The sequence below is a fragment of the Streptomyces sp. DH24 genome (assembly GCF_029813775.1).
In the GTDB taxonomy this organism is placed as follows: Bacteria; Actinomycetota; Actinomycetes; order Streptomycetales; family Streptomycetaceae; genus Streptomyces.
Genome location: NZ_JARVKW010000035.1, coordinates 1 through 24,480 on the forward strand (window position 1 = coordinate 1; position 24,480 = coordinate 24,480).

18 protein-coding genes are annotated in these 24,480 nt (G+C 71.5%); 8 read left to right on the top strand and 10 right to left on the bottom strand.

Features of this window, described 5'->3' with window-relative positions; all coding sequences use genetic code 11:
- Window positions 1-49: 49 nt before the first annotated feature.
- Window positions 50-1,462 carry an MFS transporter gene (locus QC282_RS24570; RefSeq protein ID WP_279551731.1) on the bottom strand — a complete coding sequence of 471 codons (1,413 nt, stop codon included), beginning with the start codon at window positions 1,460-1,462 and terminating at the stop codon, window positions 50-52.
- Between the two features lie 586 nt (window positions 1,463-2,048).
- Window positions 2,049-4,325, bottom strand: a complete 2,277-nt coding sequence (locus QC282_RS24575; RefSeq protein WP_279551732.1) for a catalase — start codon at window positions 4,323-4,325, stop codon at window positions 2,049-2,051.
- Window positions 4,326-4,972: 647 nt separating this feature from the next.
- Between QC282_RS24575 and QC282_RS24580 the strand changes: the two genes are divergently transcribed.
- Genes QC282_RS24580 through QC282_RS24600 form a run of 5 tightly spaced genes read left to right on the top strand, consistent with a single transcriptional unit; the run spans window position 4,973 to window position 10,196 of the window.
- Entirely contained in the window at window positions 4,973-6,559 is a 1,587-nt protein-coding gene (locus tag QC282_RS24580) for an ABC transporter substrate-binding protein (RefSeq protein ID WP_279551733.1), read from the top strand.
- Between the two features lie 20 nt (window positions 6,560-6,579).
- Window positions 6,580-7,548, top strand: coding sequence for an ABC transporter permease (locus QC282_RS24585; RefSeq protein WP_279551781.1), 969 nt, complete (start codon window positions 6,580-6,582; stop codon window positions 7,546-7,548).
- A 5-nt stretch (window positions 7,549-7,553) separates the two neighbouring features.
- Window positions 7,554-8,432, top strand: a complete 879-nt coding sequence (locus QC282_RS24590; RefSeq protein ID WP_279551734.1) for an ABC transporter permease — start codon at window positions 7,554-7,556, stop codon at window positions 8,430-8,432.
- 50 nt (window positions 8,433-8,482) lie between these two features.
- Window positions 8,483-9,484 carry an ABC transporter ATP-binding protein gene (locus QC282_RS24595; RefSeq protein WP_279551782.1) on the top strand — a complete coding sequence of 334 codons (1,002 nt, stop codon included), beginning with the start codon at window positions 8,483-8,485 and terminating at the stop codon, window positions 9,482-9,484.
- Window positions 9,477-10,196, top strand: a complete 720-nt coding sequence (locus QC282_RS24600) for an ABC transporter ATP-binding protein (RefSeq protein ID WP_279551735.1) — start codon at window positions 9,477-9,479, stop codon at window positions 10,194-10,196. Before QC282_RS24595 ends, QC282_RS24600 begins: the two co-directional genes overlap by 8 nt.
- 106 nt (window positions 10,197-10,302) lie before the next feature.
- Here the strand turns inward: QC282_RS24600 and QC282_RS24605 are convergent, their stop codons facing one another.
- The 8 genes from QC282_RS24605 to QC282_RS24640 all read right to left on the bottom strand — a co-directional run bounded on the left by QC282_RS24605 (window position 10,303) and on the right by QC282_RS24640 (window position 17,941).
- On the bottom strand, window positions 10,303-10,752 hold the full coding sequence (locus QC282_RS24605) for a DUF4383 domain-containing protein (RefSeq protein ID WP_279551736.1): 450 nt from the start codon (window positions 10,750-10,752) through the stop codon (window positions 10,303-10,305).
- A 223-nt stretch (window positions 10,753-10,975) separates the two neighbouring features.
- Entirely contained in the window at window positions 10,976-11,899 is a 924-nt protein-coding gene (locus QC282_RS24610; RefSeq protein WP_279551737.1) for a 2OG-Fe(II) oxygenase family protein, read from the bottom strand.
- Window positions 11,896-12,789, bottom strand: coding sequence for a 2OG-Fe(II) oxygenase family protein (locus QC282_RS24615; protein ID WP_279551738.1), 894 nt, complete (start codon window positions 12,787-12,789; stop codon window positions 11,896-11,898). Before QC282_RS24615 ends, QC282_RS24610 begins: the two co-directional genes overlap by 4 nt.
- 50 nt (window positions 12,790-12,839) lie before the next feature.
- A complete protein-coding gene (locus QC282_RS24620; RefSeq protein ID WP_279551739.1) occupies window positions 12,840-13,781 on the bottom strand; it encodes a 2OG-Fe(II) oxygenase family protein in 942 nt (313 codons plus the stop codon).
- Window positions 13,778-15,292, bottom strand: coding sequence for a cytochrome P450 (locus QC282_RS24625; RefSeq protein WP_279551740.1), 1,515 nt, complete (start codon window positions 15,290-15,292; stop codon window positions 13,778-13,780). Before QC282_RS24625 ends, QC282_RS24620 begins: the two co-directional genes overlap by 4 nt.
- Window positions 15,289-16,197, bottom strand: a complete 909-nt coding sequence (locus QC282_RS24630) for a 2OG-Fe(II) oxygenase family protein (protein ID WP_279551741.1) — start codon at window positions 16,195-16,197, stop codon at window positions 15,289-15,291. The genes QC282_RS24625 and QC282_RS24630 overlap by 4 nt, the downstream gene beginning before the upstream one ends.
- Window positions 16,194-17,045 (bottom strand): 2OG-Fe(II) oxygenase family protein, encoded by an 852-nt coding sequence (locus QC282_RS24635; RefSeq protein ID WP_279551742.1) that lies wholly within the window; start codon window positions 17,043-17,045, stop codon window positions 16,194-16,196. Before QC282_RS24635 ends, QC282_RS24630 begins: the two co-directional genes overlap by 4 nt.
- 149 nt (window positions 17,046-17,194) lie before the next feature.
- Window positions 17,195-17,941, bottom strand: coding sequence for a tRNA-dependent cyclodipeptide synthase (locus QC282_RS24640; RefSeq protein ID WP_279551743.1), 747 nt, complete (start codon window positions 17,939-17,941; stop codon window positions 17,195-17,197).
- A gap of 810 nt (window positions 17,942-18,751) precedes the next feature.
- Between QC282_RS24640 and QC282_RS24645 the strand changes: the two genes are divergently transcribed.
- The 3 genes from QC282_RS24645 to QC282_RS24655 all read left to right on the top strand — a co-directional run bounded on the left by QC282_RS24645 (window position 18,752) and on the right by QC282_RS24655 (window position 24,466).
- Window positions 18,752-20,140 (top strand): MFS transporter, encoded by a 1,389-nt coding sequence (locus tag QC282_RS24645; RefSeq protein WP_279551744.1) that lies wholly within the window; start codon window positions 18,752-18,754, stop codon window positions 20,138-20,140.
- Window positions 20,141-20,275: 135 nt separating this feature from the next.
- A complete protein-coding gene (locus QC282_RS24650) occupies window positions 20,276-21,427 on the top strand; it encodes a P1 family peptidase (protein ID WP_279551745.1) in 1,152 nt (383 codons plus the stop codon).
- Between the two features lie 186 nt (window positions 21,428-21,613).
- Window positions 21,614-24,466, top strand: a complete 2,853-nt coding sequence (locus QC282_RS24655) for a lectin (protein ID WP_279551746.1) — start codon at window positions 21,614-21,616, stop codon at window positions 24,464-24,466.
- Window positions 24,467-24,480: the final 14 nt, after the last annotated feature.

The window sequence follows — 24,480 nt, forward strand, 5'->3', positions numbered from 1 at the left end:
CCCGCCACCTGCGAAGGTGACGGGGGCCGCGGCGGCAGAACCGGTCGCGTCAGGAGACCGGGGAGGTGAGGGCGGCCGAGGACTCGTCACGGCCGGTGGCGGGGGCCCCGCCGTCGTCGAGGGAGTCGTCCTTCGTCTCCCTGCCGATCGCGAGCGCGGCCAGGGTGAGCAGCGCCATCGCGGAGAGGTAGACGCCCACCAGCCAGGGGGAGCCGTCACCGGCCTCCCACAGGGCCACGGCGATGAACGGGGCGACGGCGGCGCCGAGGATCGAGCTGACGTTGTACGAGACGCCGGAGCCGGTGTAGCGGACGCTGGTCGGGAAGAGTTCCGGCAGCAGCGCGCCCATCGGTCCGAAGGTCATGCCCATCAGCGTGAAGCCGAGCACCAGCCACAGCACCACGCCGAGCGTGCCCAGACCGAGCAGGGGCACCCAGACAAGCCCGAAGACCACGATCCCGGCGGTGACCCACATCAGGGTGGCGCGTCGGCCGTACTTGTCGGCGAGCGGCCCGGACACCAGGGTGAACGCGGCGAAGAACAGCACCCCGAAGATCATCATCAGGACGAACGTGGTGTAGCTGTAGCCCAGCCCCGGCACGGCGGCGTCCTTCGCGGTGCGCCCGTAGCTGAGGGAGAACGTCGTCATCAGGTAGAAGAGCACGTACGTCGCCAGCATGGCGAAGGTGCCGAGGACGAGCTGCCTCCAGTGGTCGCGGAACACGGTGGCCAGCGGAAGCCGCTGCACCTTGCCGGCCTCGCGGGTCCTGGCGAAGACCGCCGACTCGACCAGCCGCATCCGCACCCACATGCCGACGGCGACCATCACGGCCGAGAACAGGAACGGCACGCGCCAACCCCAGTCGAGGAAGGCGTCGGAGGGCTGCGACGGGTCGGCGCTCGCCGACGGCAGCAGCACGCCGATGATCAGGAACAGGCCGTTGCCGATGATGAAGCCGAGCGGGGCGCCCAGTTGCGGGAAGGTGCCGTACAGGGCGCGCTTGCCGCTCGGGGCGTTCTCCGTCGCGACGAGCGCGGCGCCGCTCCACTCGCCGCCGAGCGCGAAGCCCTGCGCGAGCCGCATGAGCACCAGCAGCGTGGTGGCGACCCAGCCGGCCTGTGCGTAGGTCGGCAGGACACCGATGAGGAACGTGGCGATGCCCATGGTGAGCAGCGAGGCCACCAGCGTGCTCTTGCGCCCGAGGCGATCGCCGAGGTGCCCGAAGAACACGGCGCCGATCGGGCGGGCGACCATCGCGGCACCGAACACGGCGAACGACGACAGCAGTGCCGTGGTCGGGTCGCTGCTCGGGAAGAAGAGCCGGGGGAAGACCAGAACGGCGGCGGTCGCGTAGATGTAGAAGTCGTAGAACTCGACCGTCGTGCCGATGAGGCTCGCGATGAGGACACGGGACCGCGGGTTGACGGGTGCCGTGACAGGGCCGGTATCCGGTGTGGGCATGGTGAGGGTCTTTCGGGCGTGCGCGGGAACGGTCGCCGACGCCGCGCGCCGACGGCCCGGACGGCGGCGCACGCGTCCTCGGGGGAGGGGCGGCGCAAACCGAGTGGGCCGTACAACCATCTCATTCATCTCAGGAGCTGGTTGATCCATCTCGCAGTTCGAGACGACCCCGTGCCGACGAGGAACTCGACGGGGAAGACCGGCGCGCCGAGCAGTGCCCCGCCAGGGCGAGCCCCCGCGCGCGGGTGACGGCACGGGACGCCAGGGCCGGCCCGCGCAGAGCACCAGGCCCATCAGCACCCCGGCCACGAGGCTCCCCGCGACGAGCAGCCCGCCGTACCGCATGTTGCGTACGGCGGGCTCCACGTCCCCGCCCCGCAGGGACTCCACCAGGGCCACGCCCAGGGCCAGAGCGGCCCACGGAACGCCCGGCACACAGGCCATCAGCAGCCCGACCCGCACGCCTCGCCCCAGCGTGCCGTGCCTGTTCACACGCCCCCGCCGTCGTCCGAGCCACAGGGAGCAGACCACGCAGACGCCCGAGCCGCCGACTCCGGCAGCGGGTCGTCGCGGCGGGGGCAGGACCTCAGGCGCCGCCCGTGAAACGCTCCCAGACGCGGTGCGCGCCGAGGAGGCCGGTGATCCCGTCCAGAACGGCCGTGGCACTCTCGCCGACGACAACCCCCGGGGCGTCGACCGGCACCCCCGCCGTCCGGAGCGCGGCATCGCCGCCCGCCCAGGCGCCGATGGCCTTGCCGTGCCGGAACGCCTCGGCCAGCAGCAGGGTCACGCGCGGGTCGCACGTCGTCAGCCCCGGCGCGCCCGGCGGCACCTTGGCGTCCCGGGCGCCCTGCGCGTCGCCGCCCACGCCGGGCGCCCCCGCGATCAGCACGGCGTCGAACTCCACGCTCCGCGCGGTCACATACGTGCGCTGGACGGTCAGCGCGGAGTCGCCCGATCCGAGGGTGCCACCCGTCGGCGCGACGACCAGCGGAACCATGCCCCCGTTCAGAACGGCCTCCCGCACGGCGCGTACGCCGTCCAGGTCGCCGTCCGCGTCGGTGACGATGCCGACGATGCGGCCGTCCGTGGGCCAGGTGTGGCCGACCTGGGACAGCGCGGGGCTCGGCTCGACGTCCGCCTGCGGTACGGTCGGCGCGGGCACCGGCAGGCCGAGACCGGCGGCGACCTGCGCGCACAGCTCCGCGTCGATGTTGGCGAGCACCTGCAGCCCGCGCTCCTTGATCGCCTGCTCGTGGCACTTGCCGAGCTCGAAGGTGTACGCGCCGATGATGTGCTCGCGCTCCACGGGACTCATGCTGAGCCAGAACCGGCGCGGCTGGCTGAAGTGGTCGGCGAACGACTCGGGCGCCTCCCGCACCTTCGTGGCCTCCGGGATCCGTACCGGCGTCTCGATGTACGCCCCGGTGTCCGCGCCGGCGGTGAAGGGGCAGCCGCCGTCGAGGGAGTTGGGCCGGTAGGGCGCCACCCCGCGATGCACGGCCGTCTGGTGCATGCCGTCGCGCAGCATGTCGTTGACCGGCGCGTGCGGGCGGTTGATGGGCAGCTGGGGGAAGTTGGGGCCGCCGAGGCGGGTGATCTGGGTGTCCAGGTACGAGAACAGCCGCCCGGCGAGCAGCGGGTCGTCGGTGATGTCGATGCCGGGCACGAGATGCCCGACGTGGAAGGCGACCTGCTCGGTCTCGGCGAAGAAGTTCGACGGGTTGCGGTTGAGGGTGAGCAGCCCGACCGGCTGCACCGGCGCGAGCTCCTCGGGCACGATGTTCGTCGGGTCGAGCAGGTCGATGCCCTCGAAGGTCTGCTCCGGGGTGTCCGGGAAGGCCTGGATACCCAGTTCCCACTGCGGGTGGGCGCCGGCCTCGATCGCGTCGGCGAGGTCCCGGCGGTGGAAGTCCGGGTCGATGCCGTTGATGAGCTGCGCCTCCTCCCACACCAGGGAGTGCACGCCCAGCTTCGGCTTCCAGTGGAACTTCACGAGGGTCGTGCCGCCCTCCGCGTCGACCAGGCGGAAGGTGTGGACGCCGAAGCCCTCCATCATCCGGTAGGAGCGCGGGATACCCCTGTCGGACATGTTCCACAGCGTGTGGTGGGTGGCCTCGGTGTGCAGGGTGACGAAGTCCCAGAAGGTGTCGTGGGCGCTCTGGGCCTGCGGGATCTCCCGGTCCGGGTGCGGCTTGCCCGCGTGGATGATGTCGGGGAACTTGATGGCGTCCTGGATGAAGAAGACCGGGATGTTGTTCCCGACGAGGTCGAAGACGCCCTCGCCGGTGTAGAACTTGGTCGCGAATCCGCGCGTGTCCCGCACGGTGTCGGACGAGCCGCGCGAGCCCAGCACGGTGGAGAAGCGGACGAACACCGGCGTCTCGACGTCCTTGGCGAGGAACGCCGCCTTCGTGACGCTCTCCGCCGTGCCGTAGCTCTTGAAGATCCCGTGGGCCGCCGCGCCGCGGGCGTGGACCACGCGCTCCGGGATGCGCTCGTGGTCGAAGTGCATGACCTTCTCACGCAGGTGATGGTCCTGCAGCAGCACCGGGCCGCGCGGACCGGCCTTCAGCGAGTGGTCCGTGTCGTACAGGCGTGCGCCCTGCGCCGTCGTCAGATAACTGCCCGCCTGAGCCATCCGCGCCTGGTCCGCGCCGGTCTCCTGACCGGTGGGCGACATGGTGGCCGGGCCGCTCTGGTCGGGCTTCGGCGGCAGCGGTTCGCGGGGTTCGGTCGGTTCCGCGACGGACGGGGTCTCGGCCCCCGGTTTCCCGGGGATGCCCTCCTCCGGTCCGGTGCCGTCGCCCTGGATCGTCTCGGCGACCTTCTGCGCTGCCTGCTTCAAGGGCTTGGAGTCCATGGATGCCGTTCCTCCGGTGGGGGTCGGATTGCCGCTGCCTTGCTCTCACCTGCGGCCGGCCGCCGCCCGGCGCGTCGGTCCTGCCCGGGCCCGCGCCGTGCGCGGCGGTCACGGCGAGCGCGACGCCCGGGGGGTCGCCGCGCAGCCGGGGTGCGAGAGGCGCGCCGGTGCCGTCAATGGGCGGGCTGCCCTGTCAACCTCGCACAGGGCAGGGGTCTGCACACGGCACGTGTATCGAGCGGGTGAACCACTCGTCCTCCTGCGCGGTCTCGCTCGGCAAAGGCACGAACCGCGTACCCGGGCTGGGGCGGGCCAGGCATAGCGGATTCCCCGCACGCGGAGAACCGTCCGCCCGCGCAGGCCTCCACGCCGGGACGGACGTCGGCGTCGGCTGCCACGCAGGGACGGACGTCGGCGCCGCCGGGGCGATCGCGTGGGGGAGACCTGTCGATGCCGGTGTCGACGAGCGGACCGTCACCATGACGGCTCGTCAGGCCGATGGCGGGCACGTGCACCGGCCTGCGGAAGGGGCCGGATGTGTCCGGCCCCGGACCCCTCGGCCGCCCGGTGAACGCCGGTCTCGATCAGCAGTCTTGTTGCGACTATCATGCAACAGCATTGTGGCTGCAATAAGGCGTGAGGGGCTTATGACGACCAGAGGGATACGCGGTGCCGCCGTCGTGGCGGCGACGGCCATCGGAGCCGCCGCCTGTTCGGCGCCCGGCGGCGGGACCGGCGGCGGGGAGACCGCCGACTCCGTGGTGATCGGAGTGGCGTCCGAGCCGGACACCCTCAGCCCGCTGCTCGGCTACGGCAAGGACGGGAACTCCAAGATCTTCGACGGCCTCCTCACGCGGGACGCCGACCTGCGGCTCAGGCCCGCGCTCGCCAGGGCGCTCCCCGAGATCGGCGACGGCGGCCGCACGTACACCTACACCCTGCGCGAGGGTGTGGAGTTCAGTGACGGCGAGCCGCTCACGTCCGCCGACGTGGTGTTCACCTACCGCACCGTCCTCGACGCCAGGACCAACAACACCGCGCGCAGTGAGCTGGCAGCCGTCAAGGACGTCCGGGCCGCGGGCGACGACAAGGTCGTCTTCACCCTGAAGTATCCCTACGCGCCCTTCGCCGCGCGCACGGTGCTGCCGATCGTCCCGGAGCACGTCGCGGGGAAGCAGGACCCCAACACGGGCGCCTTCAACACCGAGCCGGTGGGCACCGGCCCGTACGTCCTGGCCGACTGGCGCAAGGGCGAGAAGCTGACCTTCAAGGCGAACCCCACCTACTGGGGCGGCGCGCCGAAGGTCAAGAAGGTCACCATGGCGATCGTCGAGGACGACGACGTACGCGCCACCCGGCTGCGCTCCGGCGACCTCGACGGCGCCGTACTGCCGCCCAACCTGGCCGCCACGTTCAAGAACGACAGCGGCATGCGGACCCACCGGTCGAGGTCCTACGACTATCGCGCCGTCACCCTCCCCACCGCGGGTCAGGTCACCGGCGACCGCGCGATCCGCCGGGCCCTCGACGCCGCCGTGGACCGCCGGGCCATGGTCGACAGGATTCTCGACGGGGCGGGCCGCCCGGCGTACGGGCCGGTGCCCAGCGACGACCCGTGGTTCGCCAAGGGCGTCGAACGCGCACACGACCCCGCCGGGGCGCGGCGCATCCTGGACGCGGCGGGGTGGAAGCCCGGCAAGGACGGCGTCCGGACCAAGGACGGCCGCCGCGCCGCGTTCACCCTGCTCTACCCCTCGGGCGACAAGGTCCGTCAGGACCACGCCCTCGCCTACGCCTCCGACGCCAAGAAGGTCGGCATCGACGTGACGGCGGAGAGCGCCACGTGGGAGGTCATCGAGCCGCGCATGAAGAACGACGCCGTCCTCGCCGGCTTCGGCAGCACCGGAGACCCCGACTTCGGCCTCTACACCCTGCTGCACTCCTCACTCGCCGGCGACGGCTTCAACAACATGAGCCACTACGACAACCCGGCGGTGGACCGCGCGCTCGACACCGGCCGCCGCAGCCAGGACCCGGCCGCGCGCAGGGCCGCGTACGACACGCTCCAGCGGGAGCTGGTGAAGGACCCCGGATACACCTTCCTCACCCACATCGACCATCTGTACGTGCTCGCCGACCGCTGGGACGGACTGACCACCCAGGTCGAGCCGCACGAGCACGGCTTCGCCAGCGGACCGTGGTGGAACGTCGAGGACTGGCAGCCGGCGACATGACGCCACTGCCCTGGGGAGCGATGGCACGCCTGGCGGGACGGCGGGCCGTGACCGCCGTCCCCGTGCTCCTCGTCGTCACCTTCGGCGTGTTCGCGATCGCCGCCGCATCCCCCTTCGACCCCGTCAAGGCGTACGCCGGCAGCGCCGCCCTCGGCGCCGACCAGGAGACCCTGGAACGGCTGCGGGCCAACCTGGGCGCCGGGGAACCGTTCGCCGAGCGCTGGTGGCACTGGCTGACCTCCGCGCTCACCGGCGACCTCGGCCAGTCCAGCGTGATGCGGCAGCCGGTGGCAGAGGTGATCGGCGAACGCCTGGTGTGGTCGACGCTGCTGTGCGCGATCGCGTTCGCCGCCGCCGTCCTCGTCGGCACACTGCTCGGCGTGCTCGCGGCCCGCCGCCCGGGCTCCTGGACCGACCGGGCCGTCACCTCGCTCGCGTACGTGCTGGAGGCCGCGCCGGTCTTCTGGATCGCCCTGCTCGCCGTCTGGCTGTTCGCCCTCCAGTGGGGCGTACTCCCGGCCGGCGGACTCACCGACACGGGCAGTGAGCACGTCACCGCCGGGCAGGTCGCGAGCCACCTCGTCCTGCCCGCGGGCGTTCTCGCCCTGTCCCAGGTGCCCTGGTTCGCGCTGTACGTGCGCCAGGGCGTCGCCGACGCGCTGGCCGAGGACCCGGTGCGCGGGGCACGTGCCCGAGGACTGGACGAACGCACCGTGCTGCTCGGTCACGCGCTGCGCTCCGGACTGCTGCCCGTCCTCACACTGATCGGCTCGCGCGTCCCCGAGCTCATCACCGGAGCCCTGCTGGTGGAGAGCGTCTTCAGCTGGCCCGGCATCGCCGCGGCCACCGTGGAGGCGGCCACCGCCGTGGACTTCCCGCTGCTCGCCGCCCTGACCACCCTCGCCACCGCCGCCGTCCTCGCCGGAAACCTGCTCGCCGACCTCCTGTACGGCCTGATCGACCCGAGAGTGAACCTCAGTGAAATGTGACTGTCATGGCTGAGGCCGAAGCCGCGCCCCGGTGGCGGTCGTACGGCACCGCCCGCCGCACGACCCGCACCGTCCGGGTGCGCGTGTCCGCCGCACTGCTGACCGCGACCGTCCTCGCCGTCCTGCTCGTCCCGCCGCTCGTCCAGCTCGACCAGCAGGCCGTCGACCTGGCCGCCAAGCTGCGACCCCCCTCCTGGGAGCACCCCTTCGGCACCGACGACGTCGGCCGCGACCTGCTGCTGCGCTGCGTCTACGGGCTGCGGGTCTCCCTGCTCGTCGGCGTCGCGGCGGCCCTCACGGCAACCGTGATCGGCACCGCCGTCGGCGGCGCCGCCGGGGCCCTGGGCGGCGGGGTCGACCGCGCCGTCATGCGGCTGGTCGACATGTTCTCGTCCGTGCCGCACCTGCTGCTCGGCATCTTCGTCGTCGCCATGTTCCGGCCCGGCGTCTGGCCCGTGGTGATCTCGGTCGCCCTCACCCACTGGCTGTCGACGGCACGGATCGTCCGCGCGGAGGTCCTCTCCCTGCGCTCGCGCCCCTACATCGACGCGGCCGTCTCCGGCGGCGCCTCCCGGTGGCGGGTGGTGATGCGGCATCTGCTCCCCGGCGTGCTGCCCCAGGCCGCGCTCGCCGCCGTGCTGATGGTGCCGCACGCCATGTGGCACGAGTCGGCGCTGTCCTTCCTCGGGCTCGGCCTGCCCACGCACACGGCGAGCCTCGGCACCCTCATCCAGACGGCCCGGGGCTCGCTGCTCGCCGGCCAGTGGTGGCCGACCCTGTTCCCCGGCCTGTTCATCATCGTCCCGACCCTGGCCATCGCCGGTCTCGCCGGGGCCTGGCGGGAGCGGATCAACCCGCGCCGACGATCGGAGCTGATGCTGTGACCCGGCGAGACCCCGTGCTGTCGGTGCGCGGACTGTCGGTGCGCTTCCTCATGCCGGGCGGGCGCCGCATCGCCGCCGTCACCGACGCGCACTTCGACGTGGCGCCCGGCGAGTGCCTGGCCCTGATCGGCGAGAGCGGCTGCGGCAAGTCCGTCCTCGCCTCCGCTCTGCTGGGCCTCCTGCCCGCCAACGCCCGGGTCGCCGGACAGGCCCGCCTCGGCGACCTCGACCTCCTCGCGGCCGACGAGCGCACCCTGGCCCGCACGGTGCGCGGGCGACGCATCGGCCTGATACCGCAGAGCCCGGCCGCGCACCTCACACCCGTGCGCACCATCCGCTCCCAGCTGGAGGAGACGGTCGCCCAACTGGCCGGGGTCCGGGGACGCACGGCCCTGCGTCGCGCCGCCGAGGCGGCAGCCGAACGAGCCGCCTTCCCCGCCGACCACCTCGACCGGCATCCGCACGAGCTCTCCGGCGGCCTCGCCCAGCGCGCGGCGACCGCACTGGCCCTGGTCGGTGACGCGCCGCTGCTGCTCGCCGACGAACCCACCACGGGACTCGACCGGGATCTGGTGGACCGCACGGTCGACGAACTGCGACGCCACCTGGGCGCCGGCGACCGCGCGAGCGCCGGCGGACACCGCGCACACGGCACCGGCGACCCCGGGAACGGCACCGCACGAGCCCTGCTGGTGATCACCCACGACCTGGCCGCCGCCGAACGCATCGCCGACCGCGTCGCCGTCATGTACGCGGGCCGCATCGTCGAAGTGGCCGACGCCACCGACTTCTTCGGCACGCCCGGACCCCGCCACCCGTACAGCCGCGGCCTGATCCGCGCCCTGCCCGACCGGGAGTTCCTGCCCATCCCCGGCATGCCGCCCGAACTCGGCGACCTGCCCGACGGCTGCGCCTTCGCCGCCCGCTGCGACCGGGCCACCGGCGTCTGCGCCACACCGCCACGGACGGCCGGGGGAGCCGCCTGCCACCATCCGCACACGTCACGGGAGAACGGTTGCGACGCGACAGCCCAGGAGGACGTCCGTGCTTGAACTGCGCGCCATCACGGCCGGCTACGACCGGCGCGCCCCCGCGGTGCGCAACGCCTCACTGGCGGTCCCGCCCGGCGAAGCGGTCGGCCTGCTGGGCCCCAGCGGCTGCGGTAAGTCCACCCTGGCCCGCGTCGCCGCCCTGCTGCACCGCCCGGACTCCGGCAGCCTGCTCCTCGACGGCACCCCCGTGCGGCACTGGCGCCACCGCGCCCCACGCGCGCTGCGGACGTCCTTCGGTGTCGTGTTCCAGCAGCCGAGACTGGCCGCGGACCCCCGGCTGCGGCTCACGGACCTGATCGCCGAACCGCTGCGTGCGACCGGCCGCCGCGACGAGGCGGCCGACCGGGTCGCCGAACTCGCCGAAACGGTCGGTCTCACCCCCGAGTTGCTGGGCCGCCGCCCGCACGAGGTCAGCGACGGCCAGCTGCAGCGCGCCTGCCTCGCCCGCGCCCTCGTGCTGCGCCCCCGCTGGCTGATCTGCGACGAGATGACGGCGATGCTCGACGCCTCCACGACCGCCGCCCTGGTCGCCGTCGTGGAGGACTACCGCACCGCGACCGGGGCCGGCCTCCTGGCCATCGGCCACGACAGCACCCTCCTGCGGCGCTGGTGCGACCGGATCGTCCACTGGGACACCGTCACGTCCGCCGCGCCGGAGCCTTGCGACGACGCCGCCGCGCGAGGGCGGAAGCAGGCGTCGCGGAAGTCGTAGCCGCCGTAGCCCTGTGGCCGGGGCGTCCGGTTCCTGCCGGAGCCCCGGCCGCGGGGGGCGGCGCTCGGTGCCGGCTGCTTTCCTGCCCGGTGCGTGCCGGAACCGGCTACGGGCCGGTCCGGGGAGTGCGGCGGCGGCCCAGGGCGAGGGCCAGTGCGATCATGCCGAGGCCGAGGAAGAAGTGCAGCCAGTCGTCGGCGGTGTTCACCGGCACGAAGTTGGCGTCGCTGTCGTGTCCGACGATCAGTCCGTAGATCCAGAGCACCAGGTAGATCGCGCCGCCGCCCAGCAGGAAGGCGTACGCGCCCGAGACGGTACGTGCCATCGCCAGGCCGGCGATGCCGAAGGCGAGGTGCACGAGGTTGTGCAGCACGGAGACCTGGAAGATGCCCAGGAGTTTCGCGTTCGATTCGTGCGAGGCGAACTCCATCGTGGAGTAGTCCGTCGTGATGCCCGGGATGAAGCCCAGAATTCCCACGAGGAGGAAAACGGCCCCCACCAGCATGGCGGCCTGCTGGATGGAGGTGCGGGCCGTGGAACGGGAGTGTGTGGTCATGACGGCGAATCCCCTCATGATGGCGGCAGCCATGCGCAGCAGCCGCGCCGTACACACCCGGTCCCCCGATATCGACATGCATATCAATATTCATGCCGAATGTTGATGTTTCGACGCATTCGTGCAGCGGGCCCGGGCCGCGGTCGGCACGGCGGGCCACCCGGCCTCCGGGTGGGAGTGCCAGGGGTACGCCGCACCGATCGCGGGTGGGTGAGCCCCGGACTCAGTACAGTCCGGTCGAGTTCTCCTGGTAGGTGTTGTCGAGGATCTCGCTCAGGAACGTCCCGAAGCCGGTCTCCAGGTGGAGGCCCTGTCCCGGCTCGTAGGTGAACAGGCCGGGGCAGACGCCGCTGTCGAGGCTGCTGTCGACGAACAGCGCGTAGGAGAAACGGTCCGGCTTCGTCCTGTCGTGGCACGTCTGCCGCACCACGCGATGGGCGACCGCGGCCACCGGCGTCGTGGTCGACCGCGTCAGGATCTCCATCGCGCAGCCGAAGTTGACGATGAACGTGCCGGGGATCGGGTCGATGGGATACCAGTCGCCGTGCCGGTCCACCTCCAGGCCCGGCTCGGTCGAGCGCAGGACCGTCACCCAGCCCGAGTCCTTGTGGATGTTCAGCCCGCGCGCGGCCACCTCGGGCCGGAAGTGGTTGAACGTGAGCGTGTGGGTGCCCTGCGGCGTGAGGCTGTGCCCGGTCGCCTCGTCCCACAGGTCACGCGGCAGGTCGAGATGCGTGAGCACCGCTCGCTGGATGTCCAGCGCGAAGTCGCGCATGGCCTCGGCCTGCCGCACAAGCGCGGCCGGGTACACCCGCTCCCACCAGGCGCTTTCCAGGAAGAACTGCTCTGTCTGGTCGGCGTCGCGACAGAAGTAGCCCTGATGCGGGCCCAGCTCTTCCGCCGTCCACCGCCGGTAGCCCAGGTACGGGTCCGCGTCCTCACTCCCGCCGGGAAGGTAGAAAGCGCGGGCGAACCGGTCGCCGGCGGACAGGTCCATGCCATCGGGCTGCCTCACGTAGAAGAAGCCGTCCTCCAGCGCGCGTCGCAGACCGTCCTCGGCCGTGAAGACGAGGCCGCCGTCTCGCAGCTCCGCCAGTTGCCACCCCTGTCGCGCAGCGGTCCGCGTGTGCTCCCACGCCGTACTCATACGCGGGAGTGGAACTCGTAGCCGAGCTTGCCGGCCTTCTCCACCGAGAACTCCCGGAAGCCCTGGAACTCCCGCAGCCGCCCTTCGGTGTCGTACTGGTAGAGCGGCATGTCGTACCGAGGGCCCATGTAGATCGTGAACGAGGAACGGTCCGGAGCGCCGGCGTCGGGCCGCAGTTCGGGCACGCGGTGGTAGACGGCGGTCACCGGGCGCGGCAGCTTCCTGGTCAGGACGCGGAAGGCGTCGCCGAGGTTGACGGTGAAGTGCCCCGCGCGCTCGCGGACGGGCAGCCAGCGGCCCTCGTGCAGGATCTCGTAGCCGGGCTGGTCGGTGCAGATCGTGGTGATGAACCCGCTGTCGGAGTGCTCGACGATCCCGGCGCGGTCGCTCAGGCCCGCCCGGTAGTGGTTGACCGTGGTGTAGCACAGGCCCGTGTCCTGGCGGGCGCCGCCGGTGACGAGGTCACGGTCCTTCTCGGGTACGCCGGCCGCGTCGAAGACGCCGTAGAGGGTCTCCAGCGTCAGCTTCTTCATCCGCTCGAGCACGGCCGTCACCTCGTCGGGCAGGTACCGCTGCCACAGGTGGCTCTCCAGCTGCAGCTGTTCCACCTGGTCCGGCCGGTCCTCGTAGCCCAGCTTGGACTCGGGATGACCGTGCTCGCGGTGACCGCGGTGACGGTCGGTCGGATCGTCACCGGCGGGCCGGTAGAAACTCCGGCAGAAGGCCAGGCCCGCGCTCACGTCGAGGTCATCGGGAACGGCCAGGTTGAACGCGCCGAGGGCGAGCGCCCGGTCGGCGTCGTCGGCCGAGGCGAACCGCAGTCCGCCGGTCTCCACCGCCGCCGCGGGGAGGGTGAGGTGGGCTTCTTCCTCAACGACACGTGTCGTCATGGTGGGACTCTCCCGTCGTGGTTGGTCACTGCTGCTCCGGCCGGGCGCGCTCACAGCGCACCGTTGTTGTCGTACGTCCGGCTCACCTCCTGCGCGGCGAACTCCGCGACCGACTGCACGGGGCGCGCCGTGCCGTTCTCCAGGCGGTAGACGGTGCCGTCGAGATCGGAGTCCAGGAAGGCCACGTACGAGGTCCGGTCCGACCGGCCGGCGTCCCGCTCGGTGGCGACCACGCCGTGCACGTTGGCGCGCACGGGCGTGGGCAGGGCCGCCGTCAGTACCTCGAGGGAGCTGCCGAAGTTCACGATGAAGTGCCCCGGCACGGGATTGATGGCACCCAGCCGCCCCTCGACGAGCGCCAGCAGACCGGGTTCGACGGACCGGAGCACGGTCACCCACCCCGAGTCGCGGTGGAACTTGCAGCCTCGGGTGGCCTTGTGCGAACGGAAGTGGTTGAACGCGAGCATCTGGTGGCCGTGGTGGTCGGTGAGCCCGCCCGAGATCGTGCCCCACAGCCGCGGGGGGATGTCCAGGTGGCGGAAGACCGCCCGCAGGACGGCGACACCGAGGCCGGTCATGCCGCGCCCGAGTTCGGCGACCTCGGCGGGCAGGAGTCCCCAGTTCGCCTTCTCGACGTAGAAGTTCTCCCACTGGTCGTGCTCGCGGTCGAAGTAGCCCTGGTAGGCGCCGGGTACGTCGACGTCGCGGAAACCCCGGTAGCGGTCGAGGCGGTCGCCGACCGGGTCCTCGTGGAAGTGCGCGGCGAACCGGTCGCCGGGCTCGGTGTCGAGGCCGTCGGGGACGCGCAGCAGGAAGAAGCCCTGAGTCAGGGCCCGCTCGAACCCGCCCTCGCGGTCGAAGACCAGGCGCTCGCCGTCGAGCCGTGAGCGTTCCAGCTCGACCGGCGGATGCGCGGCGAGGGCCTCCCGCTCGCGGGGCATCGGGGGCAGGGCGACCGGTGCCCTGGCGGTCACGGGGTTGAAGGTCGTCATCGCTTCGGCTCCCTCGGTGTGCCGGTGTCGCGGTGGATCGTGATCGTTCCGGGGCAGGCGGGACGGGGCATGGACGCGTGACGCCGCAGCCGGAGGTCGACGCCCCGCGTGCTGACGGTGTAGTGGCCGTACAGCTCCGACAGGACGATTGACTGCATCCGCACGGAGAACAGGCGGCCGGGACACTTACGCGGATTCCGCTCGGCGTTGATCATGCTGAACGAGTTGATCTCGTAGCGGCCACGCGACAGCAGGGACGAGACGGTTTCGCGCTCGGAGCGGACGATGGCCTCGATGTTGGCCGGCGCGAAGCGGCACGGCTCCGGGAAGACCGCCGGGTCACGGTTGGCCTGCCGCCGGTCCAGCCACAGCATGGTGCCCGGCGGGACGGTCACCGCAACCCCTCGGTGGTTCAGGGTGAAGGCCTCGGTCGTGCGGCGCCACAGGGCGCTGGGGTTGCTGCCGCCCAGTCGTACGGCCTCCAGGACCGCGAGGTCGGCGACGGTGGGGGAGCCCGCGCGCGGACACCGGCCGTCCTTCCCGCCGGCCCGTGCCTCCGCCGTGAGTGCTGCCTTGACCTGCGGGTCGCTCTCCACGTAACCCAGCGCCCACATCAGGCTCAGTGCCGTGGTGTCGTACGTCGCCACGATGATCGTGCCGAGTTCCTTGATCCGCGCCGTGTCCAGTGCGGCGACACTGCGGCGCGTGAACGGCAGTTCCCACAGCGCGAAGTAGCGGCGGATCAGGTTGGCGGCGGGTGCCTCGGCCAGGGCCTCGAAGTTGGCCGTCAACAGGTCGCGGACGAACGGCACGATGACGTCGAACTCCCGCATGGCCCCCGGGTTGTCGTTGCTGATGACGTCCGAGGCGAGGTCGAAGAAGCCGCGGACCACACGGCCGTACTCCGCGGAGTCGAGGTATTCCGGCAGAGGCCGTTGCGTGAGGTCGAGGACGCCGGGGATCACGCTGTCCACGTACGCGGTCAGGGTCAGCGTGAAGTCGTCGAGCGGGACTTCCCGCCCCGCGACAAGCCGCAGGTGGTCCGCCGTGTGCCGGCGGACGTCCGGCTCCAGGCGTGCGACGAACTTGGCGCTGCCCAGGGAGCGTTCGACCGCGGCCCGTTTCGACGGGCGGTCCGGGTGGTCGTGGGGCATGGATCCCATGAAGTCGCCGAACAGCGCGCGGTTGGCGTCGGTGGAGGGTGCGAGGACGTCCTCGCCGACCAGGGGTGCGTTGGTGATCTGGTACAGGCCGAGCCGGGGCCCCATCCAGAACGTGCACAGACCGCCGTTCTCCTCGGCGAGGGCGCTGATGCCGGAGGCACGGAAGTAGTGCGAGGCGGATTCGCCGCGCACCACGGTCGCCTCGTGGAACGCCGGGGCGTGGCCGTGACGCCGGCTCGGGCCCGGATGGTGCGCGATCACTCCCGGGAAGGGCGCCCGGGGCCACTGCGGCAGGGCCACCGCCGTGTCCCGGAGCACGGCACGGCGGCCGTCGGCCGAGGTCGTCACGACGGCTCCCCCCTGCCCGCGCCGACGGACCGGGCGATTCCGAAATCGGTGTGCCGGTCGGACCAGGTCTGTGCGTTGAACTCCCGCAGGAAATCCGCCGAGCTGCGCACCGCTGCCGCGGTGCCGTCCGGACGGACCTGGTAGAGGTCCCCGGTGGCCGGCGGGTTGGCGAAGGCCGCGAAGGAGAAGCGGTCGGCCGCGCCGGGCGCGGGCGTACACCGCCGGACCTGATGGAGGATGGCGCGCACCGGTCGGGCCAGCTCCGCGGTGAGCAGTTCGAAGGCGCCGCCGAAGTTCACCACGAAGTGGCCGGGCACGGGGTCGACGGGCACCCAGGCGCCGTCGACCGACGCTTCCAGGCCCGGCTCCTCGTTGTAGAGGACGGTCACGAAGCCGGTGTCCTTGTGCGGCGCGCAGCCCAGTTGGGCCCGCTCGGAGCGGTAGTGGTTCGCCGCGAACCAGTGGGTGCCCCGCCCCTCGACGGCTCCGCCGGTGATCTCGCTCCACAGCGCCGGGGCGATGCCCAGCTCGGCCATGGCGCAGCGCAGCACCAGCAGCGTCAGCTCGCTCATCCGCTCGGTCATGGCCATGAGCTCCGGAGAAAAGTGCCGGAGCCGTCCGGGGCCGTCGATGAGTACGTGCTCGGTCTGGAAGTGCTCCCGGTCGAAGTAGACGCCCTCCAGCGCCCGGAAACCGCGGTAGGGCCGGGTCGCCTCGGGGCCGTCGTCGGGGGCGCGGTAGAACTCGCGGCACAGGGTGATGCCGGGCCCGGGGTCGAATCCGTCGGGTAGGGCGAGCAGGAAGCAGCCGTCCTGCAACGCCCTGGGCAGGCCGCCGTCGGTGTCGAACGCGAGGCCCCCGTGCTGCACGGACGCGCGCTGGAGGGTCATGGTCCCCGTGCTCATGGGCGACGGCCTTCCGCCGGGGGGCCGGCCGGAGCCGGTGCGTGCGGGGCCTCGGTGCCGGCGTAGATCTCGTGGTCGTTCTCGTCGATGAGTTCCCGTGAGCCGCAGACGCGTTCCAGGCCGACGCCCCGGACGTAGCGGTAGATGCCCTGGTCCTGGCCGGGCAGGCAGCCGCTGGAGCTGAAGTGCCCGTAGCTGGAGCGGTCTTCCCGCTGACGCGCGACGCGGTGCATGATCGCCGCGACGGGCGTGCCGCTGTCGGCGGTGAGGATTTCCATGGAGAGCCCGAAGTTGACGATGAAGCAGTCCGGGTCCGCCGGCACGACCTCCCAGTGGTCGCCGCGGGCGACCTCCAGGCCCGGTGCGGTGGTCCGCAGGACGGTGAGGAAGCCGTCGTCCTTGTGGGAGCTGAGGCCGATGTCCTCGTGCGTGGGCCGGTAGTGGTTGAACGTCAGGTGGTAGGAGCCCGCAGACCTGAAGCAGCCGCCGGTGGCCCGCGCCCAGTCCTGTTCGGGTATCCCCACATGAGCGAGGACGGAGCACAGCACCTGCTGCGAGAGCCGGGTGAGCGCCTCGCCGAGCGCGGCGATCTCCGGCGGATAGTCGGTGGCCCAGAAACGCCGTTCCAGGAGGAACTGCTCGATCTGGTTGATCCGCTGGTGGAAGCCGAGCAGCGGGTCGCCGAAGTGGTCGCTGCCGATGTCGCGGAACCGGCCGTACGGGGCGGCGGACGGCCCGCGGTAGAACTGCCGGGCGAACGCGTCACCCGCCGACAGGTCCAGCTCGGCGGGGATCTCCAGGAAGAAGACCCCGTCACGCAGGGCCCGGTCACGTGCACCGGAATCCATGAAGGACAGCTCACCGGCCGAAATCCGGGCCTTTTCGAGGTGTGCTTCACCGAGAGCGGGCTGGTCAGGGGAGCGCTTGGCGTAGACGTCCCGGTATATCTGTCCCCGACGTATCTCGGGGGTCAGGGTGCGAGGCGTGGATTCCATGCTCACCGGCCTTTCAGGTGGAGGGAGACGACGATGAGGTCACGTAACTCTTCGGGTGCGCCCGGATGTTCTCCTCTGGCTATCTCGGACAGGGTGCTGAAGGACCCGGGATACACCATGACCGGAAGCCCTTGCCGTTTGAGGCAGGCGAAGACGGCGAACTCCTCCAGGAAGTACTCGCTGGACATCCTGATGCGCCTTTCCCATTCGGTTTCACTGATCCCGTGGGAATGTTTTCGGTGATAGGCGCGGCCGAACGACTCGACCGACGAGCGGAACACCTCGTCCTTCACGAAGAAGGTCCGCAACTCGTCGTAGAACGCGGCGCACTCGTCACCTTCCTGGACGTCACTGCAGTTCAGAAAGGTGAACGCGGTGGCGTCGCCGTACTCGTCGAACACCGTTCGCTCGTTCTCCAGGAACTGCCGGCCGAGCTCGAGGGCTCGTTCCCGGGCTTCCTCGGCTGCCATCCCGCGTGTCGATTCCAGCGTGAGCCGGTGGATGCTGTCGCCGACGAGCACGGTGCAGCGAGCGAACCTTCTGGAGATCCACTTGACCATGCTCGTGAGTTTCGCGGTGGTGAAGTTGCTGTTTTCCAGACTGACGCCGAGGAAGCAGGTGTCATGTTGCTCGAACGTGGTCCTGCTCGTTGCCGGAGAGACCGAAGCTATTTCCGCCTTGTAGCGGGTCCTGCGAGTCGGCTCCAGTTGCCGACGGGGAGAAGACACCGCTTGCGCGTCCAACGCCATTGCATCCCCCTGAGTTCGTCGCGAAGTGCAGGGAATTATGTGTTCTCGGCTCCTTGCGGGGCGTGACGCGCAGCCCAATACGGCTCCGAGAAGGCATGACTTGAAAACCTTCGAAGGTCGTCCTCGAAGGTCACGTCGAATAGGTAGCAGCAGGACGATGGAGCAGCCAATGGCAGGGGCACTGAATTCGGCCCGACGGGGGAGTGGCCGTCCTTTTCCCGCAGGACGCGCAGGTCACGACGGGTACCGGGACCCGGACGCGGTGGGGCGGGTGGTCAGGGTTCGGCCCGCTTGCCCCACGGGCCGCGCGGGCAGGCGACGCTGTCCAGTGCCAGGTGCATGTGACGGCCTCTGTACTGGGCTTTTGCCGTCCGGGCGCCGGACACGCGGCGCCACCCCTCCGAGCCGCTGGGTGCACCCGGAGCGCGGAGCGCGAGCAGGCCGGCACACATCAGGTAATGGCCGGATTCACTTTTATGGAACGGGGCGTCCGCATTGACTTCCGCGGCCGCCGGGGCGGGGCTTGGCAAGCGGTTCTGCCTCCGTTAGGCTGGCGCAGCCGCTCGGCAGACAGCGGACCTGTGCATTCGGTCCCCACGATGCGGCGTTCCCCGGCGGTTCTGCGGACAGCTCCGCTCCTTGTGAACCCCGTGCCCTCACCTCTCTTCGAGCGGCGGCAGCCCTGCGCCAGGGCTGCCCTTCGGCCGCACCTTCCCCCTCCGTCATCAGCACCTCGACCGTCGCACAGCCGTGCGGCGGTGTTCCCGACGATGCTGCCGTCGCAGCGCGAGGAAGGAGTCCGGGGCCGTAGTGACACCGACACTCACCCCCCGACAGTGGGTCCTGCCGGCGATGTCCGTGGGCGTGTTCTGCATCCAGCTCGACTCGTTCGCCCTGAACCTGGCCCTGCCGCGGATCGGTCGCGACCTCCACGCCGGAGGCGACGGCCTGCAGTGGGTGGTCAGCGCGTACCTGCTGTCCACGGGGACGCTGATGCTGGGCGCGGGGCGCCTCGGCGACCTGTTCGGGCGGCGCCGGCTGCTGGTCATGGGCTTCGCCCTGTTCGGTGCGTCGTCCCTGCTGTGCGCCCTGGCCCCGGCACTGCCCGTCCTGGTCGGCGCCCGGGTGGCCCAGGGGGCGGGCGCCGCGATGATCATGCCGGTGGGCCTGTCCCTGCTGACCAACGCCTACCCGGGCGAACTGCGGGGCCGCGCCACCGGCTGGGTGCTGGGCATCGGGGGCATCGCCACCGCCTGCGGCCCGTTCATCGGGGGCGCCCTCACCGAGGCGGTGTCCTGGCGGGCGGTGTTCTGGCTCAACGTCCCCCTTGCCGCGCTCGGCGCGGTATGGGCCTCGTGGACCGCCGAGAGCCGTGACACCAGCGCGCACCGCAGGGTCGACTGGCGCGGACTGTTCACCATCACGGCCGCGCTCGCGGTCCTCGCTGTCGTCGTCGACCGCGGCCGGTACTGGCAGTGGCCCGTCGGCCTGGCGGGGCTTGGTGTCGTGGCGGTGCTGCTGACCTGGTTCGTACGCCACGAACGGGTGGCGGCGAGCCCGCTGGTCGAGCTCACCCTGTTCCGCAACAGGCCCTACGTGGCACTGACGCTCGCCGGAGCGGTGGCCAACACCGCGACCGTCATGTTCCTGTTCGTCGTTCCCCTGACCCTCCAGGGGCAGTGGGACCTGCCGGTCGCCGTGGCCGGCACCGCCTTCCTCGCCCCCGCGCTGACCATGGCGCTCGCCGGTCCGCTCGCCGGCCGTGTGACCCAGCGGGCCGCGGTGCGCGTGATGACCGGCTGCCTCGGTGTGGGCGCCGTCGTCCTGGCCTGCCTCGCCCACGCCCCCTCGCTCGCGGTGTACCTGGTCGTGGCCACCGCGGGCGGGGTGGTCCTCGGCATGGCCAACTCGCTGACCCTCATCGCGACCCAGGGGGTGATCAGGGCGGAGCGGGCCGGGGAGGCGTCCGGGGTCACCAAGACGGTCATCACCGTGGCGGCCGGTCTCGGTGTCGCCCTGGCCGGGGCGGTCGCGGACCGGTCCCGCGGCGTCGGCGCGGATGGGGCCTCCGACCAGGCACTGCACCTCACCGCACTGGGATGCCTGGCCGCCTGGGGCGTCCTCGCCGTGTGGTCCGGGAGACGCGGGCGACCGCGACGCGGGTCCCGTCCCGTCGACCACAGGGCCGGACATGGGTAGCCACCGTGCCGGCGTTCGCGGGAGCCGACGTTCGCGTGTCCCGGGCGACATGGCGTTTCCGCACGCGGTGCCCGCCGTCGCACGCCTGCCCGCACCACCGCGCCCGCGCGGGCGGAAGGCGTAGGGTCCCGCCCCATGGAACCACTGGCTTGTGCACCGTCGACATCGGGCACCGGACGCCGGGCCCGTGACCTCGGCATCGTCGTCGGGCGCGGCGCCACCGGGCCCTGCAACGCGATCACCGACGTGCCGGGCGTCCGCGTCGGCCACGCCACCGTCCGCCGGCCGCCCGGCGTGCACAGCGGAGTCACCGCCGTCGTGCCCGACGGCGTCGGCCCCGACGCACCGCTGCCCGCGGGCGTTTTCACGGGCAACGGCTACGGCAAACTCATCGGCACGACCCAGCTCACCGAACTCGGCGCGCTGGAAACCCCGTTGCTGCTCACCTCCACCCTGTCCGCCTTCCGCGTCGCCGACGCCCTCGTCGGCTGGATGCTCGAACGGCCCGGGTGCGACGAGGTGTTGAGCCTCAACCCCGTCGTGGGGGAGTGCAACGACGGCTACCTGTCCGACATCCGGGCACGGCCCGTCCACGAGGAGCACGTCCGGGCCGCCCTCGACGGAGCCGCGGGCGGCCCGGTGGCCGAGGGCTGCGTCGGCGCGGGAACCGGCACCGTTGCCCTGGGCTTCAAGGCCGGCATCGGTACCGCCTCACGCACCCTGGACCTGGGAGGGACGCACCGTACGGCGGGCGTCCTGGTGCAGGCGAACTTCGGTGGCGTCCTGCGCGTGCTGGGCCGTACTGTCACGCCGGGGTCCGTGGGCCTCGGCGCCGATGATCCGGCGCCGGCCGCGGAGACCGGCTCCTGCATGATCGCGGTGGCCACCGACGCTCCGCTGGACGCCCGGCAGTTGACCCGTCTCGCGCGGCGCGCGGTGTTCGCCCTGGCCCGCACGGGCGCGGCCTACAGTCACGGCAGCGGTGACTACGCCGTGGCCTTCGGTACCCGACCGGGCGGCACACCTGTGCCCGACGCCGAACTGGGGCCGCTCTTCGAAGCGGTCCTGGACGGGGTCGAGGAGGCGGTGCTCAACTCCCTTCTGGCCGCGACGACGACCACTGGCATCCGCGGCCGGACGGCAGTGGCCCTCCCGGCGGACGCCCTGCTCGCCGCCCTCGCCGCGCCGGCGGAACCCTCTGCGCTCTCGGCACCCTCTGCGCCCTCAGTGCCGTCGGCACCCGAAGGCCCGCCGCGACCGGGCGGCGGTCCAGCCACTTTGTCCTGAGTGAAGAGAAAGTGACGAGATCTTGTGTCGAACGGGTTACGGAGCTCAACAAAGCCCGCTAACTTCCTTGAAATGAACCGGTCATAGAGCTGGCCGACCGGTCTCGACGGCGCGACGGCGCGCGCCCGCAACCCCGGCAGGCCGGTGCGGTCTGCCGTCATCCCACCCCACATCTGGGAGACCTCTGTGCGCACGAGACCGCTCAGACACAGACGTGCCCGTCTCTTACTGACCGCCGTGGCCTGCGCCGCCGGCTGTCTGCTGCCGGTGTCCCCGGCCACCGCCGCGCCCGACGACCCGGGCGGCAGGGCCGAGGCACTCGCCGACCCCGAGTTCCAACAGGTCACGCTCGCCAAGGGCGTGGCCGAGACGGGCGAGCCCATGACGCTCGCGGTGCTGCCGGACCGCTCGGTCCTGCACACCTCCCGCGACGGCACCCTGCGGCTGACCAACGCCGCGGGAAACACCACCGTGGCCGGCAAGCTGGACGTCTACAGCCACGACGAGGAGGGCCTGCAGGGCGTCGCCGTGGATCCGGGCTTCGCGTCCAACCGGCACGTCTTCCTCTACTACGCACCCAAGCTCAGCACACCGGGCGGTGACGCCCCGGCGGACGGCACGGCCGCCGACTTCGCCCCGTTCGACGGCGTCAACCGGCTGTCCCGGTTCGTCCTCAGGACGGACGGCACCCTGGACCTCGCCAGCGAGAAGAAGATCCTCGACGTGCCGGCCTCCCGCGGCATCTGCTGCCACGTCGGCGGTGACATCGACTTCGACGCGGCGGGCAACCTGTACCTGTCCACCGGCGACGACAGCAACCCCTTCGCCTCGGACGGCTTCACCCCGATCGACGAACGGCCGTCCCGCAACCCCGCCTACGACGCCCAGCGTTCCTCGGGCAACACCAACGACCTGCGCGGCAAGGTCCTGCGGATCAAGGTGAACGCCGACGGCTCGTACTCGATCCCCGGCGGCAACCTCTTCCCGCCCGGCACGGCCAGAACGCGGCCCGAGATCTACGCGATGGGCTTCCGCAACCCGTTCCGGATGAGCGTCGACAAGGCCACCGGCACCGTCCTCCTCGGCGACTACGGCCCGGACTCGGGAACGGCGAACCCCCAGCGGGGCCCCGAGGGCCAGGTCGAGTTCAACCGGATCACCAAGGCGGGCAACTTCGGCTGGCCGTACTGCACCGGCAACAACGACGCCTACACCGACCACGACTTCGCCACCGGCGCCACGGGCGCCAAGTTCAACTGCGCGGCGCCGAAGAACACCTCGCCCAACAACACCGGCCTCACCGACCTGCCGCCCGCCCAGCCGGCCTGGATCCCGTACAACGGCGGCTCGGTCCCCGAGTTCGGCAGCGGCTCGGAGTCACCCATGGGCGGCCCCGTCTACCGCTACGACGCCTCCTCCACCTCCGAGGTGAAGTTTCCGCAGGCCTACGACGGCGACTTCTTCGCCGGGGAGTTCGGCCGCCGGTGGATCAAACGCATCGAGTCCGCCGGCGACGGCACCGTGCAGTCCATCAACTCCTTCCCCTGGAGCGGCACCCAGGTGATGGACATGGCCTTCGGACCGGACGGCGCCCTGTACGTCCTGGACTACGGCACCGGGTACTTCAACGGCGACGAGAACTCCGCCCTGTACCGCATCGAGCACGTCACGGGCGGCCACGCCCCGGTGGCCCAGGCCAGGGCGAGCGTCACCTCCGGCAAGGCGCCGCTGGCCGTCTCGTTCTCCTCGGCGGGCAGTTCCGACGCCGACGGCGACGCCCTCACTCATGCCTGGACCTTCGGCGACGGCGCCACCTCCACCGCCGCCAACCCCTCCCACACGTACACCACCAACGGCCAGTACACCGCCACGCTCAAGGTCACGGACACGACCGGCAAGTCGGCCACCGCGTCCGTGCGGATCACGGTCGGGAACACGGCACCCGAGGTGCGGCTCGACCTGCCCCTGGACGGCAGCATCCACGACTTCGGCGCCACGATCCCGTTCAAGGTGACGGTGACCGACCCCGAGGACGGCACCGTCGACTGCTCCAAGGTGAAGGTCACCTTCATCGTCGGGCACGACAGCCACGGCCACCCGCAGACCTCGGCCACCGGCTGCACCGGCACCCTGCGGACCCTGGCGGACGGAGAACACGATCCCAACGCCAACATCTTCGGGGTCGTCGACGCCGAGTACACCGACAAGGGCGCCAACGGCCAGCCCGCGCTCACCACACACGACCAGCACGTCACACAGCCCAGCCACCGCCAGGCCGAGCACTACGGCGACTCCGCCGGCGTCCAGGTCGTCAGCCACGGCCCCGCGCACGGCGGAAAGACCGTCGGGCACATCGACAACGGCGACTGGATCTCCTTCAAGCCCTACGCCTTGGCCAACGCCACCACGTTCACCGCACGCGTCTCCTCAGCGGGCGCGGGCGGCACGATCGAGGTGCGCGCGGGCTCCCCGACCGGCACCCTGCTCGGCACGGCGACCGTGCCGGTGACCGGCGGCTGGGAGACCTTCCAGGACGTGACCGCCACGCTCGGCAACCAGCCGGCCGGGTCCACCTCTCTCCACCTCGTCTTCAAGGGCGGCAGCGGCTCACTGTTCGACGTCGACGAGTTCTCCTTCACGACCACCGGCGCCGGAAACGGCTCCGGCGAGGTGAAGGGGGTCGGCGGCAAGTGCCTGGACGTCGACGGCGGGCTGTCGGCGGACGGTACGAAGGCGCAGATCTGGACGTGCAACGGGACGGCCGCGCAGCGCTGGTCGGTGCCGGGCGACGGGACGCTGCGGGCGCTGGGCAAGTGCCTGGACGTGTCGGGCGGCGGCAGCGCGGACGGCACGAAGATCCAGCTGTGGACGTGCAACGGTTCGGGGGCGCAGCAGTGGGCGGCCCAGACCGACGGCACGGTCCGCAACCCGCAGTCCGGCAAGTGCCTCGACGCCTCGGGCGGCACGTGGAACGACGGCACGCCCGTTCACCTGTGGACCTGTCACACCGGCCCCAACCAGAAGTGGACCCTGCCGTAGAAAGGAGGCGACCG